The organism is Acidovorax sp., assembly GCF_046314175.1.
Lineage (GTDB): Bacteria > Pseudomonadota > Gammaproteobacteria > Burkholderiales > Burkholderiaceae_C > Acidovorax.
Map to the genome: position 1 here is coordinate 1 of NZ_JBKBXG010000034.1, position 14,740 is coordinate 14,740.

14 protein-coding genes and 1 pseudogene are annotated in these 14,740 nt (G+C 66.3%); 14 read left to right on the top strand and 1 reads right to left on the bottom strand.

The features are described 5' to 3' along the window. From ACK4OE_RS11600 to ACK4OE_RS11625, 6 genes and pseudogenes are all read left to right on the top strand, one after another. Positions 1-197, top strand: a pseudogene (locus tag ACK4OE_RS11600) (dihydrodipicolinate synthase family protein); the annotation flags it as partial. 37 nt (positions 198-234) lie between these two features. After that, positions 235-1,182, top strand: a complete 948-nt coding sequence (locus ACK4OE_RS11605; RefSeq protein ID WP_409884964.1) for a 4-hydroxyproline epimerase — start codon at positions 235-237, stop codon at positions 1,180-1,182. 28 nt (positions 1,183-1,210) lie between these two features. Further along, positions 1,211-2,326: an NAD(P)/FAD-dependent oxidoreductase gene (locus ACK4OE_RS11610; RefSeq protein WP_409884965.1), complete on the top strand. Its 1,116-nt coding sequence runs from the start codon at positions 1,211-1,213 to the stop codon at positions 2,324-2,326. Further along, the gene (locus ACK4OE_RS11615) at positions 2,323-2,607 is read left to right on the top strand and encodes a 2Fe-2S iron-sulfur cluster-binding protein (RefSeq protein WP_409884966.1); all 285 of its coding nucleotides are present in this window, start codon (positions 2,323-2,325) and stop codon (positions 2,605-2,607) included. The genes ACK4OE_RS11610 and ACK4OE_RS11615 overlap by 4 nt, the downstream gene beginning before the upstream one ends. After that, complete coding sequence (locus tag ACK4OE_RS11620) at positions 2,604-3,947, top strand: FAD-dependent oxidoreductase (protein WP_409884967.1); 1,344 nt, start codon at positions 2,604-2,606, stop codon at positions 3,945-3,947. The genes ACK4OE_RS11615 and ACK4OE_RS11620 overlap by 4 nt, the downstream gene beginning before the upstream one ends. A gap of 61 nt (positions 3,948-4,008) precedes the next feature. Next, entirely contained in the window at positions 4,009-4,683 is a 675-nt protein-coding gene (locus ACK4OE_RS11625) for a GntR family transcriptional regulator (RefSeq protein WP_409884968.1), read from the top strand. 143 nt (positions 4,684-4,826) lie between these two features. Here ACK4OE_RS11625 and ACK4OE_RS11630 read toward each other — a convergent pair whose 3' ends face one another. Next, on the bottom strand, positions 4,827-6,245 hold the full coding sequence (locus tag ACK4OE_RS11630; RefSeq protein WP_409884969.1) for a PLP-dependent aminotransferase family protein: 1,419 nt from the start codon (positions 6,243-6,245) through the stop codon (positions 4,827-4,829). A 202-nt stretch (positions 6,246-6,447) separates the two neighbouring features. On the opposite strand from ACK4OE_RS11630, the gene gabT reads away from it, so the two are divergent. The 8 genes from gabT (at position 6,448) to ACK4OE_RS11670 (ending at position 14,738) form a co-directional block, all read left to right on the top strand. Then, a complete protein-coding gene (gabT, locus tag ACK4OE_RS11635) occupies positions 6,448-7,752 on the top strand; it encodes a 4-aminobutyrate--2-oxoglutarate transaminase (protein WP_409884970.1) in 1,305 nt (434 codons plus the stop codon). Positions 7,753-7,795: 43 nt separating this feature from the next. Next, positions 7,796-8,899 carry an ABC transporter ATP-binding protein gene (locus ACK4OE_RS11640; protein WP_409885008.1) on the top strand — a complete coding sequence of 368 codons (1,104 nt, stop codon included), beginning with the start codon at positions 7,796-7,798 and terminating at the stop codon, positions 8,897-8,899. A gap of 109 nt (positions 8,900-9,008) precedes the next feature. Continuing rightward, a complete protein-coding gene (locus ACK4OE_RS11645) occupies positions 9,009-10,043 on the top strand; it encodes an ABC transporter substrate-binding protein (protein ID WP_409884971.1) in 1,035 nt (344 codons plus the stop codon). A gap of 45 nt (positions 10,044-10,088) precedes the next feature. Then, positions 10,089-11,351, top strand: coding sequence for an ABC transporter permease (locus ACK4OE_RS11650; RefSeq protein ID WP_409884972.1), 1,263 nt, complete (start codon positions 10,089-10,091; stop codon positions 11,349-11,351). A 31-nt stretch (positions 11,352-11,382) separates the two neighbouring features. Next, positions 11,383-12,201 (top strand): ABC transporter permease, encoded by an 819-nt coding sequence (locus ACK4OE_RS11655; RefSeq protein ID WP_409884973.1) that lies wholly within the window; start codon positions 11,383-11,385, stop codon positions 12,199-12,201. A 134-nt stretch (positions 12,202-12,335) separates the two neighbouring features. Next, on the top strand, positions 12,336-13,826 hold the full coding sequence (locus ACK4OE_RS11660) for an NAD-dependent succinate-semialdehyde dehydrogenase (RefSeq protein WP_409884974.1): 1,491 nt from the start codon (positions 12,336-12,338) through the stop codon (positions 13,824-13,826). 166 nt (positions 13,827-13,992) lie between these two features. After that, complete coding sequence (locus ACK4OE_RS11665) at positions 13,993-14,349, top strand: hypothetical protein (RefSeq protein WP_409884975.1); 357 nt, start codon at positions 13,993-13,995, stop codon at positions 14,347-14,349. 29 nt (positions 14,350-14,378) lie between these two features. Next, on the top strand, positions 14,379-14,738 hold the full coding sequence (locus ACK4OE_RS11670; protein ID WP_409884976.1) for a hypothetical protein: 360 nt from the start codon (positions 14,379-14,381) through the stop codon (positions 14,736-14,738). Positions 14,739-14,740 lie beyond the last annotated feature (2 nt).

Consider the following 14,740-nt stretch of genomic DNA (forward strand, 5'->3'; position numbering starts at 1 on the left):
TGACGCCCATGCTGCACCTGGATGTGTCCAACAAGCTCGTGCAGAACCTCAAGCTCATCGATGCGCTGGTGGGTGTGGGCACCGAACACATGCGCCGCCCCCGCCTGCCCCTGGTGGGCGACGAACGCGCATTTGTCGAGAGTGTGGTGCGCAAGGCCCTGGCCACGCGCCCTACAAAATACCAGTCTGTCACCTGAGACACTGAGCGCCCTACTCCACCACGACCAGAGCACCATGCAACGCATCCACGTCATCGACTCCCACACGGGCGGCGAGCCGACCCGGCTTGTCATCGACGGATTTCCAGACCTGGGCACTGGCACCATGGCCGAACGGCGTGCGCTGCTGGCCGAGCGCCACGATGCCTGGCGGGCCGCTACCGTGCTGGAGCCGCGTGGCAGTGATGTGGTGGTGGGGGCGCTGCTCTGCGCGCCGCAAGATCCCGCCAACGCAGCAGGTGTCATCTTCTTCAACAACAGCGGCTACCTGGGCATGTGTGGCCACGGCACCATCGGGCTGATCGCATCGCTGGCCTACCTGGGCCGCATCACGCCCGGAGAGCACCGCATCGAGACACCCGTGGGCACCGTCACCACCACCCTGCACACCGATGGCTCTGTCAGCGTACGCAACGTGCCCGCCTACCGGCTACACCACGCACTGGGCATTGACGTGCCAGGCTACGGCCGCGTGGTGGGCGATGTGGCCTGGGGCGGCAACTGGTTCTTCTTGATCTCCGACCACGGCCAGCGTGTGGCCAGCGACAACCTGGAGGCATTGATGGCCTACAGCTGCGCCGTGCAACAGGCCCTCAAGGACCAGGGTATTCGGGGCGACAACGGCGGCGAGATTGACCACATCGAGCTGTTTGCCGACGACGACCAGGCCGATGACCCCGCCGACAGCCGCAACTATGTGCTGTGCCCCGGCAAGGCCTATGACCGCTCGCCCTGCGGCACGGGCACCAGCGCCAAGGTGGCCTGCCTGGCGGCCGACGGCAAGCTGGCACAGGGCGCCATCTGGCGCCAGGCCAGCATCATCGGCAGCCAGTTCGAGGCCAGCTACACGCTGCAGGGCGATGGCAAGGTCATCCCTACATTGCGCGGCCGGGCACACATGAGTGCCGAAGCAACGCTGCTGATTGAAGACAGCGACCCCTTCGGCTGGGGAATCCGGCTGTAACCCGGCCCTGTTGCTGCAATTGCGCCCCATGCAACACACCGATGTCCTTGTGATTGGCGCCGGCATCGTGGGCGCGGCCTGTGCCCATGCGCTGGTGCAGGCAGGTTCGTCAGTGCGAATCATCGATGCGCGCCTGGGCGGAGCCACTGCGGCGGGCATGGGCCACCTGGTGGTGATGGACGACAACCCGGCAGAACTGGCGCTGAGCAAATCATCCCTGGACCTCTGGCACGCCTGGGCACCGCACATGGATGCGGGCTGCGCCTTTACCGCCTGCGGAACACTCTGGCTGGCGGCCAATGAAGAAGAGCTGCAGGCTGCGTACACCAAACGCGCTACCTTGCAAGCACAGGGCGTGGCCTGCGAGATGCTCGGCGCAGCAGCCCTGGCCCGCGCAGAACCCGCGCTGCGCCCCGGTTTAGCGGGAGCGCTCAAGGTGCAGGGCGACAGCGTGGTCTATGCCCCCCGCGCAGCCCCGTGGCTGCTGGACCAGGCGGCAGCACAAGGACACTTGATCTTTGAGCAGGCTGAAGCCACACGCATCGACGGCCACACCGTCACCCTGCGCGATGGCAGCCAGCGCAGCGCAGGCGCCATCGTGCTGGCCAGTGGTATCCACGCCCTAGAGCTGTGCCCCGGCCTGCCGCTGCGTCCCAAGAAGGGACACCTCGTCATCACCGACCGCTACCCGGGCACTGTGCATCACCAATTGGTAGAACTGGGCTACATCACCAGCGCGCACCATAGTGATGGCACCTCGGTGGCCTTCAACGTGCAGCCCCGGCCCACGGGGCAGTTGCTGATTGGCTCGTCGCGCGAGTTCGACACCACCGATCCCGCCGTCAACAACGCCGTGATGGCGCGCATGCTGCAACGTGCACTCGACTATCTGCCGGGCCTGGCCGACCTCAACGCCATTCGCACCTGGACCGGCTTTCGCGCCGCCACTCCCGACAGCCTGCCTTTGATTGGCGCGCACCCCGAACACCCACACCTGTGGCTGGCCGTGGGCCATGAAGGGCTGGGTGTGACCACCGCCCCCGCCACCGCGCAGTTGCTGGCCGCGAAAATCACAGGGGGCACACCAGTGATCGACCCTGCGCCCTATGCACCGGCTCGTTTTGCGGGCCTGAGCAATCCATGACCGCATCCACACCCGCCCTGGTGCAAATCGTCGTGAACGGCACGCCTATGCAGGTGCCTGCAGGGACGAGTGTGGCCGCCGCTCTGGCACAGCAAACACCAGGCACCACGCGCACCTCTGTTACCGGCGAGGCGCGGGCACCGCTGTGTGGCATGGGCGTGTGCCACGAATGCAGGGTGCGCATCCATGGCCTCACCCGCCTGGCGTGTCAGACGGTCTGCACCGAGGGCATGTCGATACACACCGATGTCGGCACTGCACCTGGGAGCGCCACGCCATGAACCAGCCCGTGACCCCACCCATGACCGAGCATCAAGCGGCGCACGAGCGCTGCGACATCCTCATCATCGGTGCAGGCCCTGCAGGTTTGGCCGCAGCCCTGGCCGCCGCGCCCAGCGGCGCATCGATCACCATCGTGGACGACAACCCGCAGCCCGGCGGGCAAATCTGGCGCGATGGCCCCCAGGTGGCCTTGCCCGCACTGGCACAACAACACCGCGCGGCGCTGGCACGGCACACCAACATCCGCCTCCTGCCCGGCACCCGTGTGGTGGGCCTGGGTGATTCCCAACCCGGCGAAAACGCGCCTGCCCTGCTGCTGGAAGACGCCGACCGGGGCTGGACGCAGCACAGCCACCGCATCGTGCTATGCACCGGAGCCCGCGAACTGCTGCTGCCCTTTCCGGGCTGGACGCTGCCCGGTGTGACGGGTGCGGGCGCCTTGCAGGCCCTCATCAAGGCAGGGCTCGATGTGCGCGGCCAGCGCATCGTCATCGCAGGCACCGGCCCGCTGCTACTGGCCGCTGCGGCCACCGCCACCCAAGCGGGCGCCACGGTGGTGCGCGTGGCCGAACAGGCGCCTTGGAGCGCACTCGCAGGCTTTGCGGCGCAACTGCCGCGATGGTCCGCCAAGGCGGCGCAGGCCCTCACGCTGCTCCACACGCGTTTGCGTGCCAGCAGCCATGTGCTGGAGGCGCGCGGCACCACCCAGGTGCAAACCGTGCGGCTGCGCAAAGGCCCACACGCAGAAGAAACCATGGCCTGCGACCGCGTAGCCTGCGGGTTCGGACTGATACCCAACACCCACCTGGGGCAGATGCTGGGCTGCGCACTGGGCGGGCCGCTGAGCGGTGGCCAAGGCTTGGCTGTCGATGCACAGATGCGCACCAGCGTACCCGGCGTGTTCGCCGCAGGTGAAGCCACCGGCTTTGGCGGCAGCGAACGTGCACTGGTTCAGGGCGCCATGGCAGGGCATGTGGCGGCGGGACAGGTGCAACAGGCCCATGCGCTGCGGCCGCAACTGGCACGCTGGGAGGGCTTTGCGCAGGCGCTGCGGGCTTCTTTTCTACTGAACGAATCACTCAAGACACTGGCACAGCCGGACACCCTTGTGTGCCGCTGCGAAGACGTGCCCTACGCCGCGTTGACCGAACGGCAGGGCTGGATCGATGCCAAGCTCCACACCCGCTGCGGCATGGGCGCCTGCCAGGGCCGCATCTGCGGCGCAGCCACACAGCACCTGTTTGGCTGGACGCCCGCGCCCCCACGGCACCTGCTGGCGCCTGCGCGCATTGGCACGCTAGCGGCGGCCCCGTTACCTTCTGTCCCGCCAAGCCCCTGATGTGTCGTAGGCAAAGCCTGCCGTGACCTAAGATTCCGCCCCCACAGCCCGCCCTCGCATGATGACAACGACTCACCCCGCTTCACCGCAAGACCCCGCGCCCAAGCGGCGCGCGGCGGACGTGGCCTACGACGCCATCGAAACCATGATCTCCACGCTGCAGCTGCAGCCCGGCAGCCCCGTGGTGGAGGCCGAGATCGCCGAGAGCACAGGCCTGGGCCGAACGCCGGTGCGCGAGGCACTGCTGCGCATGGTGTCCATCGGGCTCATCGTGCAGCAGCCCCGGCGCGGCTTGCTGGTGTCGCACATCGACCTGGCCGACCACCTGGACGTGATCCAGACCCGCCGTGTGCTGGAGCGCCTGCTGGCCTCCAACGCCGCCCGCCGCGCCACCGCGCCAGAGCGCCAGGCCATCGTGCGCTGCGCCGAAAACATGGTGCAAGCGGCAGCGCGCGGCCACCTGGACGACTACATGCTGGCCGACCATGAACTGGACCTCGTCACCCACCAGGCCAGCCAGAACCACTCCGCCGTCAAATGCGTGCAGCCGCTCATCGTGCAGTGCCGCCGCTTCTGGTATGCGTATCAGCACGAAGGTGAGGTCTCAGAGGGCGCCCGCGCGCACATGCAGTTGGCGCAGGGCATTGCCAGTGGCGACGAAGCCCAGGCGGTGGCGGGCGCGGAGCAGTTGATGGAATACCTGGAGCGGTTTGCGCGGCGCATTATCGACCGGTAGCACGCGCCACCACGCACACAGCACCGGCAACCTCAGTTCCACGGGGTGTTTACTATTAATTTCGTAGCTGCCGGCGCTTTACCAGCAAGCGCTAACAGCCAAAAAGGCTTGAAAATTTTGCCGCAGCAGCGACGCCGGCAGGCCTACTCCGCCACCTGCTGGCCCAGCAGAATGCGCTGCTCCAGAAAGCGCCACAGGCGCTCGTCCTGGCTGAACGCCACGTTAAACCGCAGCCAGCCCGTGGGGCGCGGCTCCACCAAAAACAGCTGACCGGGGCCGAGCATGATGCCCGCGCCCGTGGCGTCCTTCGACAGCTCGGCACTGTCAGGCAGATCAGGATGGCGCGCCCACAGGTACATGCCCGCCTCGGGCTCATGGAACAGCTCAAACCCCAGGTTCAGCAAGCGCCGCCCCACCGTGCGGTGCGCCTCGGCCAGGCGTTCGCGCAGGGACTTGAGGTGCTTGCGCCAGCGGCCGTCGGTCACCACACCAAACGTGATGCGCTCGGTGATCTCTGACGAGGTCAGGCCCGAAATCATCTTGAGCTGCACCAGTTCATCGAGCAGATCACGCCGCGCCGCCAGAAAGCCGGTGCGCAGATTGGGCGAGATCGTCTTGGAGAAACTGCCCAGGTAGATCACGCGGTTGAGCTGGTCCAGGCTGGCCAGCGATGGGCGCACGCCGGTGTCCATGTCGGCATAGATGTCGTTCTCCACCAGCATGAAATGGTACTGGTCTGCCAGTTGCAGCAGGCGGTGCAGGTGCGCCACAGAGGCCACCGAGCACGTGGGGCTCTGAAGGCGCGGCTGCGTGAAAAACGCGACGGGCTGGTGCTCCGCCAGCAGGGCTTCCAGCGCGGGAAGGTCGTAGCCCGTGGCGGTGCGCCGCACACCCAGCACCTGCGCACCGGCAAAGCGCAGCATGAACAGCAGGTTGGGGTAGCCGGGGTCGTCCACCAGCACCACATCACCGGGCTTGACCAGGCACCGCGCCACCAGGTCCAGCGCCTGGCTGGAGCCCTGGGTCAGCAGCACCTGGTCGGCGTCCACCGCCAGATGGTGTTCGGCCAGCGACTCTGCCACCACCATGCGCAGCGCCATGTGGCCGTGCGGCAGGCCATAGCCGTCCAGCTCGGGGCCGTCAGACGACAGCTGCCGCATGCTGCGTTTGACCGCATCGCCAAACAGCCAGTCGTGCGGCAGCCAGCCGCAGCCCGGTTTCATGGGCAGATTGCGATTTTCAAAAATTTGTTTGAGGTACCAGCGCGCATCAAAACGGGGCACTGGCCGCTCGGGCGCACCAGCGCCGGGCGCCGCACCTTCATCACCCCGCCGCTTCACAAAGAAGCCAGCATTGGCGCGCGACACCAGCCAGCCCTGCGCCACCAGGCGGTCATAGGCCTCGACCACGGTGAACACGCTCACGCCATGCGCAGCGGCAAAAGCACGGATGGACGGGAGTTTGCTGCCGGGTTTGAGCACCTGGCCGGCGATGAGACCCCGCAGTCCATCGACGATCTGGCTGACCAGAGGTGTCTGGAGTTCGGGGCTGAGAGTGAGCATCAGGAGGGCAAAAAAGGCGGCGAATTGTGCACTGGGTTGGCGCACACCAAATCAGGGATTGCCTGTACAGGATTCTAGACCTGCACAGTGCACGCCAAACAACGCTGCGGTGTACATGGACGGGCCGTGGCATGACTTCCAGAATTCGCTCCATTCCTGGTTTTCATCCTCTTTTTGTCCTTCACAACCACCGCCCACCGCCATGCAGCAAGACCGCCACTTCACCAATGCCGCCCTCCTTACCCGCCGCCATGCCGCTGTGGCCCGGGGCGTGGGTCAGGCCCATGAACTCTTCGTACAGAAGGCGCTTAACGCCGAGCTGTGGGATGTGGAGGGCCGCCGCTTCATCGACTTTGCCGGTGGCATCGCCGTGCTCAACACCGGCCACCTGCACGCCGGAGTGATCGCTGCAGTCAAAGCCCAGCTGGAGCTGTACACCCACACCTGCTTCCAGGTGGTGGCGTACGAGCCCTACGTGGAAGTGTGCGAGCGCCTGAACACCCTGGCCCCCGGCGCGTTTGCCAAGAAGAGCCTGCTGCTGACCACCGGCGCCGAGGCCGTGGAAAACGCCATCAAGATTGCCCGCGCCTACACCAAGCGCCCCGGCGTGATCGCCTTCACCGGCGGCTACCACGGCCGCACGAACCTCACGCTGGGCCTCACGGGCAAGGTCGCACCTTACAAGATCGGGTTTGGCCCCTTCCCGGGCGAGACCTACCACGCCCTCTTCCCCAACGCGCTGCACGGAGTGAGCGTGGAGCAGGCACTGCATTCGGTGGAGCTGATCTTCAAGACCGACATCGAGCCCGAGCGCGTGGCGGCCTTCATCGTCGAGCCCGTGCAGGGCGAAGGCGGCTTCTATGTGGCGCCCCCCGAATTCATCAGCGGCCTGAAGGCACTGGCCGACCGCTACGGCATCCTGCTGATTGCCGATGAAGTGCAGACCGGCGCAGGCCGCACCGGCACGTGGTTTGCCAGCGAGCAGTGGCCCGTGGCGCCCGACCTCATCACCACGGCCAAGTCGCTGGCGGGCGGCTTCCCGCTGGCGGGCGTGGTGGGCCGCGCCGACGTGATGGATGCCCCCGCCCCCGGCGGCCTGGGCGGCACCTACGCAGGCAGCCCGGTGGCCTGCGCCGCAGCACTGGCCGTGATCGAGGCGTTTGCGCAAGAGAACCTGCTGGCCCGCAGCCAGGACATGGGCGCGCTGCTGGTACGCAGCCTCAAGGACCTGGCCGCCCGGGTGCCCGCCATTGGCGACGTGCGCGGCCTGGGGGCCATGGTGGCGATCGAGCTGTTCGAGAACGGCGACCTGCAACGCCCCGACGCCGCACTGACCAAGAAGGTCGTGGCCGAGGCCGCCCGGCGCGGGCTGATCCTGCTGTCGTGTGGCACCCATGGCAACGTGATCCGCATCCTGGTGCCGCTGACCGCGTCGGACGACCTGCTGCACGAGGGCCTGGCCATCCTGGCCGACAGCCTGGAGGCCGCAGCCACGGCTGCGAACTGACATGCGCCCGGCCCTTCACTCCACCTACCAGGCACCGCCCGCCATGAACCCGCATGCCGAACCCCTGGTGCGCTTCAGCGGCGTGCAAAAGACCTACGACGGCGAACAGCTGGTGGTGCGCGCGCTGGACCTGGACATCCAGCGCGGCGAGTTCCTGAGCCTGCTGGGGCCCTCGGGCTCGGGCAAGACCACCACGCTGATGATGCTGGCGGGGTTCGAATCCCCCACAGCGGGCGACATCCTGCTCGATGGCAAGCAGATCACGCGCACACCACCGCACAAGCGCAACTTTGGCATGGTGTTCCAGAACTACGCGCTGTTCCCGCACCTCACGGTGGGCGAGAACGTGGCCTACCCCCTGACGGTGCGCAAGGTGCCCAAGGCAGAGCAGGCCGACCGCGTGAAGAAGGCGCTGGACATGGTGCGCCTGACCGGCATGGCCGACCGCCTGCCCGCACGCCTGTCGGGCGGGCAGCAGCAGCGCGTGGCCCTGGCGCGTGCCCTGGTGTTCAACCCGCAGCTGGTGCTGATGGACGAGCCCCTGGGCGCGCTCGACAAGCAGCTGCGCGAGCACATGCAAATCGAGCTGAAGGAGCTGCACCGCCAGCTGGGCGTGACCTTTGTCTACGTGACCCACGACCAGGGCGAGGCCCTGACCATGAGCGACCGCGTGGCCGTGTTCAACGAAGGCGTGATCCAGCAACTGGCCGATGTGGAGAGCCTGTACGAAACCCCAAGCAACCGCTTTGTGGCGGGTTTTGTGGGCGACAGCACCGTGCTCTCGGGCACGCTGCAGGGCGCTGGGGCTGACGCCGCCATCCAGATGCCCGGCGGCTTCCTGCTGCCCGGCGTCAACGTGAACCAGACCCCCGTGGGCGCGCGGGTGCAGGCCTGCGTGCGACCCGAGCGTGTGGTGCTGCTGCCGCAGTCCGAATACCCCCGGCCCAACGCCATACCCGCTACCGTGGCGCGCACCATTTACTACGGCGACCACCTGCGCCTGATCTGTGACCTGGGCCATGGCCAGGAGCAGGCCACGGTCAAGCGGGCCTTGTCGCTTTCAGGCGCGGGCGCCAGCCACCCGCAGCCGGGCGACCAGGTGCTGCTGGAGTTCCCGCCCAGCGCCACGCGCATCTACGCCGTGTGAAGGCGTTCACGCAGCCCCGTTTCGCTTTCACCGTCCCGCACCCTTTCCCGTCCCTGCTCCCGTCCCTTTTCCCATTCCCGTTCCTCCACTACCCAAGGAAATCTGCACCATGAAAAAGAGCCTCATCGCCTGCGCATCCCTGGCCGCCTGCCTGGTCGCCCTGCCCAGCTTTGCACAGCAGCAGCTCACCGTCGTGAACTTCGGCGGCGCCAATGCCAATGCGCAGAAAAAGGCGTTCTACGAGCCCTATGAAAAGCAGGGCACCAAGATCGTGGCCGTGGAATACAACGGCGAGCAAGCCAAGGTCAAGGCCATGGTCGAGACCAAGAAGGTGACCTGGGACGTGGTCGAGGTCGAGTCGCCCGACGCCGCACGCGGCTGCGACGAAGGCCTGTATGAAAAGCTGGACTACAGCAAGATCGTGCCCAAGGCCGACCTGCTGCCCGCCGCCGTGCACGAATGCGCCGTGGGCATCTTTGTGTGGTCCACCGTCATGGCCTACAACGGCGACAAGCTCAAAACGCCGCCCACCAGCTGGGCCGACTTCTGGGACACCAAGAAGATCCCCGGCAAGCGCGGCATGCGCAAGGGCGCACGCTACAACCTTGAATTTGCCCTGCTGGCCGACGGCGTGAAACCCGCCGACGTGTACAAGGTGCTGGCCACCAAGGACGGTGCCGACCGCGCGTTCAAGAAGCTCGCCGAGCTCAAGCCCAGCATCCAGTGGTGGGAGGCCGGTGCGCAGGCGCCCCAGTTCCTGGTGGCGGGCGACGTGGCGCTGACCACCGTGTTCAACGGCCGCATCGACGCCGCCAACCGCGAAGGCCGCAACCTCAAGATCTACTGGCCCGGCGGCATCTACGACCTGGACTACTGGGCCATCCCCAAGGGCACGCCCAACAAGGATGCGGCCGTGAAGTTCATCGCCTTCACCATGCAGACGCCGCAGCAGGCCGCCTACGCGCAGAACATCGCCTACGGCCCGGCCAACACCAAGGCACTGGCATCGCTGGACAAGAAGGTGCTGGACGACCTGCCCACCTCTGCCACCAACGCCAAGGAGGCGCTGCAGTTCAGCGTGGGCTTCTGGGCCGACCAGGGCGAGGCACTGGAAAAGCGCTTTGCCGCCTGGGCCACGCAGTAAGCGCCCTTTGACTCCCTTGTGAAACGCTGAGAGCAGGACACCCGCATGCAAGCCACCCTGGCCCATCCCATCGCCAATGCCCCCACCGGCAGCCCCCCCGGTGCGTTGCGCCAGGCCCTGGCGCGCGCCGAGTCGCGCCGCAAATGGCGCGCCTTTGCGCTGACCTTGCCCCTGCTGGTGTTCCTGCTGCTCACGCTGCTGGTGCCCATTGCCGCGCTGCTGCAGCGCGCGGTGGAAAACCCCGAAGTCGCCAACGCCCTGCCCGCCACCATGCGCGCGCTGGACGGCTGGGACCGCAAGGATGCACCCGCTGCCCCGGCCTACGCCGCGCTGGTGCAAGACCTGGCCCGCCTGCCCGACAGCTCCGACGCCGGGGCACTGGCGCGGCGGCTCAACACCGAAGTGCCCGGTGCGCGCTCGATGGTCATGGGCGCCTACCGCGCGCTGCCGCTGGAGGGATCACCCGAAGCCATCCGCGCGCAGCTGCTGGACAAGGACCCGCGCTGGGCTGAAGCCCCGCTGTGGCAGGCCATTGCCAAGAACGGCGCCCGCTGGACGCCCGACTACCTGCTCGCCTCGGTGGACCTGCAGCGCGATGCGCTGGGGCACATCGAGCGCATGCCTGAGGAGCAGCGCGCGTTTGGTGGCATCTTGCTGCGCACCTTCCACATCAGCCTGGTGGTCACGCTGGTGTGCCTGCTGCTGGGCTACCCGCTGGCCTGGTGGCTGGCCTCGCTGCCCGCACGCCCGGCCAATGTGCTGATGATCCTGGTGCTGGTGCCGTTCTGGACCTCCATCCTGGTGCGCGTGGCCGCCTGGATCGTGCTGCTGCAGTCCGAAGGCCTGGTCAACCGGGGCCTGATGGGCCTGGGCCTGATCGAGCAGCCGCTGGCGCTACTGTTCAACCGCACGGGTGTGGTGATTGCGATGGTGCACATCCTGCTGCCGTTCATGATCCTGCCGCTGTACAGCGTGATGAAAAGCGTGCCGCCCACCTACCTGCGCGCAGCGGTGTCGCTGGGCAGCTCGCCCATGGCGGCGTTCTTTCGGGTGTATGTGCCGCAGACCTACCCGGGCATTGGTGCGGGTGTGCTGCTGGTGTTCATCCTGGCCATCGGCTACTACGTCACACCCGCGCTGCTGGGCGGGGCCGACGACCAGATGCTGAGCTACTACATCGCCCGCTATACCAATGTGGAAGTGAACTGGGGCATGGCCTGCGCCTTGGGCGCCCTGCTGCTGGCCGCCACGCTGGTGCTGTATGGCGTGTACCGCCGGTTTGGCAAGGCCGAGCTGAGTCTTGGATGACCCCACCTTCTGACGCAGAAAGCCGCTGACCATGTTTCGCCTTCCCTCATTCCCCCTCTACGCCACGCTGGCCGACAAGCTCGGCTGGTGGGCCGTGCGCGCGCTGTGCGTGGCCGTACTCGCCTTCTTGCTGGCACCCATCCTGGTGATGGTGCCGCTGTCGTTTTCCGAGAGTTCGTTCCTCGCCTACCCCATCCACGGCTGGTCGCTCAAGTGGTACCAGAACCTGTTCGAATCGGCCGAATGGGCGCGCGCCACGCGCAACAGCTTCATCGTGGCGCCTGCAGCCACGCTCGTTGCCACGGTGCTGGGCACCCTCGCCGCCGTGGGCCTGTCGCGGGCAGACTTTCGGTTCAAAGGGCTGCTCATGGGCATCCTGATCGCGCCCATGGTGGTGCCCATCATCGTGGTGGGTGTGGCCACCTACCTGTACTTTGCGCCGCTGGGCCTGGCCGACAGCTACTTCGGCCTCATCATCGTGCACGCGGCCCTGGGCGCACCCTTTGTGCTGACCACCGTGCTGGCCACGCTGGCGGGTTTCAACCACAACCTCGTGCGCGCCTCGCTGAGCCTGGGTGAGACGCCGTTCAACACTTTCTTTCGCGTCACGCTGCCTGTGATTGCACCGGGCGTGATCTCCGGCGCGCTGTTTGCGTTTGCCACGTCGTTTGATGAAGTGGTGGTCACCCTCTTCCTGGCCGGTGCCGACCAGTCCACACTGCCGCGCCAGATGTTCAACGGCATCCGCGAGAACATCTCGCCCACCATCGCCGCGGTGGCCACGTTGCTCATCCTGTTCACCACCAGCTTGCTGCTGGCGCTGGAGTGGCTGCGCGGTCGCCGTGCCTGATATGCCCCTTACCGCCCGGAAGTTCACATCGGCGACATGCGGCCGTCGCCCAGGCGGCTGACAATGCCCGCTGCCGCTTCGTGCGTGAACCTCGATCTGCCCACGTTTAGCCCCCCTTTCTCAAGGACCATCCCATGGACATGAAGACCTCCCCCCTCGCCCTGCTGAACGACCCCACCTTGCTCAAGACCGACGGCCTCGTCAACGGCCAGTGGGTGGCGGGCAGCAGCCGCTTTGATGTGAACGACCCCGCAACGGGCCTGAAGCTGGCTGACGTGGCCAACCTGGGCCCGGCCGACGCAGAGGCCGCCATTGCCGCCGCCAACGCCGCCTGGGGCCCCTGGAAGACCAAGACCGCCAAGGAGCGCAGCATCATCCTGCGCAAGTGGTACGACCTGCTCATGGCGAACCAGGACGACCTGGGCCGCATCATGACGGCCGAGCAAGGCAAGCCGCTGGCCGAGGCCAAGGGCGAAGTGGCCTACGGCGCGAGTTTTGTGGAGTGGTTTGCCGAAGAAGCCAAGCGCATCAACGGCGAGACCCTGCCCCAGTTCGACAACAACCGCCGCCTGATGGTGCTCAAGCAGCCCATCGGCGTGTGCGCCGCTATCACGCCGTGGAACTTCCCGCTGGCCATGATCACGCGCAAGGTGGCCCCTGCCCTGGCCGCAGGTTGCCCCGTGGTCATCAAGCCCGCCGAGCTGACGCCGCTCACGGCCCTGGCCGCGGCCGAGCTGGCCCTGCGCGCAGGCATCCCGGCGGGGGTGTTCAACATCCTGCCCGCCGACAGCGACAACTCCATCGCCATCGGCAAGGTGCTCTGCGCGAGCGACGTGGTGCGCCACATCAGCTTCACGGGCAGCACCGAAGTGGGCCGCATCCTGATGGCGCAGTCCGCCCCCACGGTCAAGAAGATGTCGCTGGAGCTGGGTGGCAACGCGCCCTTCCTGGTGTTTGACGACGCCGACATCGACAGCGCTGTGGAAGGCGCCTTTGCCAGCAAATACCGCAACGCGGGCCAGACCTGCGTGTGCACCAACCGCTTTTATGTGCAGGAAGGCGTGTACGACGAGTTCGTGGCCAAGTTCGCCGCCAAGGTCAAGACGGCCAAGGTGGGCAACGGCTTTGAAGCCGGCGTGAACCAGGGCCCGCTGATCGAGGAAGCCGCGCTGGCCAAGGTGCAGCGCCATGTGGATGACGCGCTGGCCAAGGGCGGCCAGGTGGTGGCGGGCGGCCAGCGCCTCATCGCCCTGGGCTCAGGCCAGTTCTTTGAACCCACCGTGGTCGCCAACGCCACGGCCAACATGCTCTGCGCCCGCGAGGAAACCTTTGGCCCCTTCGCCCCGGTCTTCAAGTTCAAGACCGAGCAGGAAGCCATCGATGCGGCCAACAACACCGAGTTTGGCCTGGCCAGCTACTTCTACAGCCGCGACGTGGGCCGCATCTTCCGCGTGACCGAGGCGCTGGAATACGGCATGGTGGGCGCCAACGTGGGCATCCTGGCCACTGAGCATGTGCCTTTTGGCGGCGTCAAGCAGTCGGGCCTGGGCCGCGAAGGCTCGCACTATGGCATGGACGACTATGTGGAGATCAAGTACCTGTGCCTGGGGGATATCCAGAAGTAAAAACCCGTTCGGCGTTGCCCCAAGCGTGGGGCAAAATTACCACCGTGCACTCGGTATCACAGGCAGTCCCATTCGGGGCTGCACTGCATTTCCACTACCAAGAACCAAGAGGCGCCGCTTCCAAGGCCGCCCACCGGCTGCACGTACCCAGAGGGAACCAACCGATATGAAAGCCTTGATCCTTGCGCTGCTGACCACAGCGACTGCGGTAGCGCACGCGCAAACGCTGGACGTCTTCGAATCACACGGCACCATGCACTACGCCATGGTGCCCACCGACAAAGCCCGGGACACCCAGTACATGGAAAGAGTGGCCTACAAGTTCTGCCAAGACCAGAACAAGGGCAACTGCCGCGTGATGATCTGGTCCGACAGCCTGGACAAGCCAACGGGCAACCCATTTCACACGCGATACAACGAAAACAAGCTTGCCGAATACATGCGCAACTATGGCGGCGCTGCCGATGGCATCCGATTCAACTGCAAACTCGTGACAACGGCCAGCCGCTGCTACCAGCAGTGAGCCATGGCACAAAAAGGAGGGACAACACCATGAAAGCACTGATTTTTTCGCTGCTGACCACGGCAACTGCCGTTGCGCACGCGCAAACATTCCAGCTCGATGTTTTCGAGTCCCATGGCAATACCTACTACGCCATGGTGCCCACGGACAAGGCACAGGACACCGATTACATTGGCCGGGCGGCCTACAAGTTCTGCGCGGACCAGAACAAGGGCACCTGCCACATCAAGATATGGTCCGAAAGCTTGGACAAGCCCAGGGGCCAGCCCCACCATGCCCGCTACAACGACAACCTGCTTGCCGACTACACCCACGAGCATCGCGGCGCCGCCGGGACGCTCTTTAACTGCAAGATCGTAAAGAGCGCCAGCAGCTGCTTTCAGTGGTAAGC

Coding starts and splice junctions, on each gene's coding strand:
- ACK4OE_RS11605 (WP_409884964.1), top strand. CDS start 235: ATGCAACGCATCCACGTCATCGACTCCCACACGGGCGGCGAGCCGACC.
- ACK4OE_RS11610 (WP_409884965.1), top strand. CDS start 1,211: ATGCAACACACCGATGTCCTTGTGATTGGCGCCGGCATCGTGGGCGCG.
- ACK4OE_RS11615 (WP_409884966.1), top strand. CDS start 2,323: ATGACCGCATCCACACCCGCCCTGGTGCAAATCGTCGTGAACGGCACG.
- ACK4OE_RS11620 (WP_409884967.1), top strand. CDS start 2,604: ATGAACCAGCCCGTGACCCCACCCATGACCGAGCATCAAGCGGCGCAC.
- ACK4OE_RS11625 (WP_409884968.1), top strand. CDS start 4,009: ATGACAACGACTCACCCCGCTTCACCGCAAGACCCCGCGCCCAAGCGG.
- ACK4OE_RS11630 (WP_409884969.1), bottom strand. CDS start 6,245: ATGCTCACTCTCAGCCCCGAACTCCAGACACCTCTGGTCAGCCAGATC.
- gabT (WP_409884970.1), top strand. CDS start 6,448: ATGCAGCAAGACCGCCACTTCACCAATGCCGCCCTCCTTACCCGCCGC.
- ACK4OE_RS11640 (WP_409885008.1), top strand. CDS start 7,796: ATGAACCCGCATGCCGAACCCCTGGTGCGCTTCAGCGGCGTGCAAAAG.
- ACK4OE_RS11645 (WP_409884971.1), top strand. CDS start 9,009: ATGAAAAAGAGCCTCATCGCCTGCGCATCCCTGGCCGCCTGCCTGGTC.
- ACK4OE_RS11650 (WP_409884972.1), top strand. CDS start 10,089: ATGCAAGCCACCCTGGCCCATCCCATCGCCAATGCCCCCACCGGCAGC.
- ACK4OE_RS11655 (WP_409884973.1), top strand. CDS start 11,383: ATGTTTCGCCTTCCCTCATTCCCCCTCTACGCCACGCTGGCCGACAAG.
- ACK4OE_RS11660 (WP_409884974.1), top strand. CDS start 12,336: ATGGACATGAAGACCTCCCCCCTCGCCCTGCTGAACGACCCCACCTTG.
- ACK4OE_RS11665 (WP_409884975.1), top strand. CDS start 13,993: ATGAAAGCCTTGATCCTTGCGCTGCTGACCACAGCGACTGCGGTAGCG.
- ACK4OE_RS11670 (WP_409884976.1), top strand. CDS start 14,379: ATGAAAGCACTGATTTTTTCGCTGCTGACCACGGCAACTGCCGTTGCG.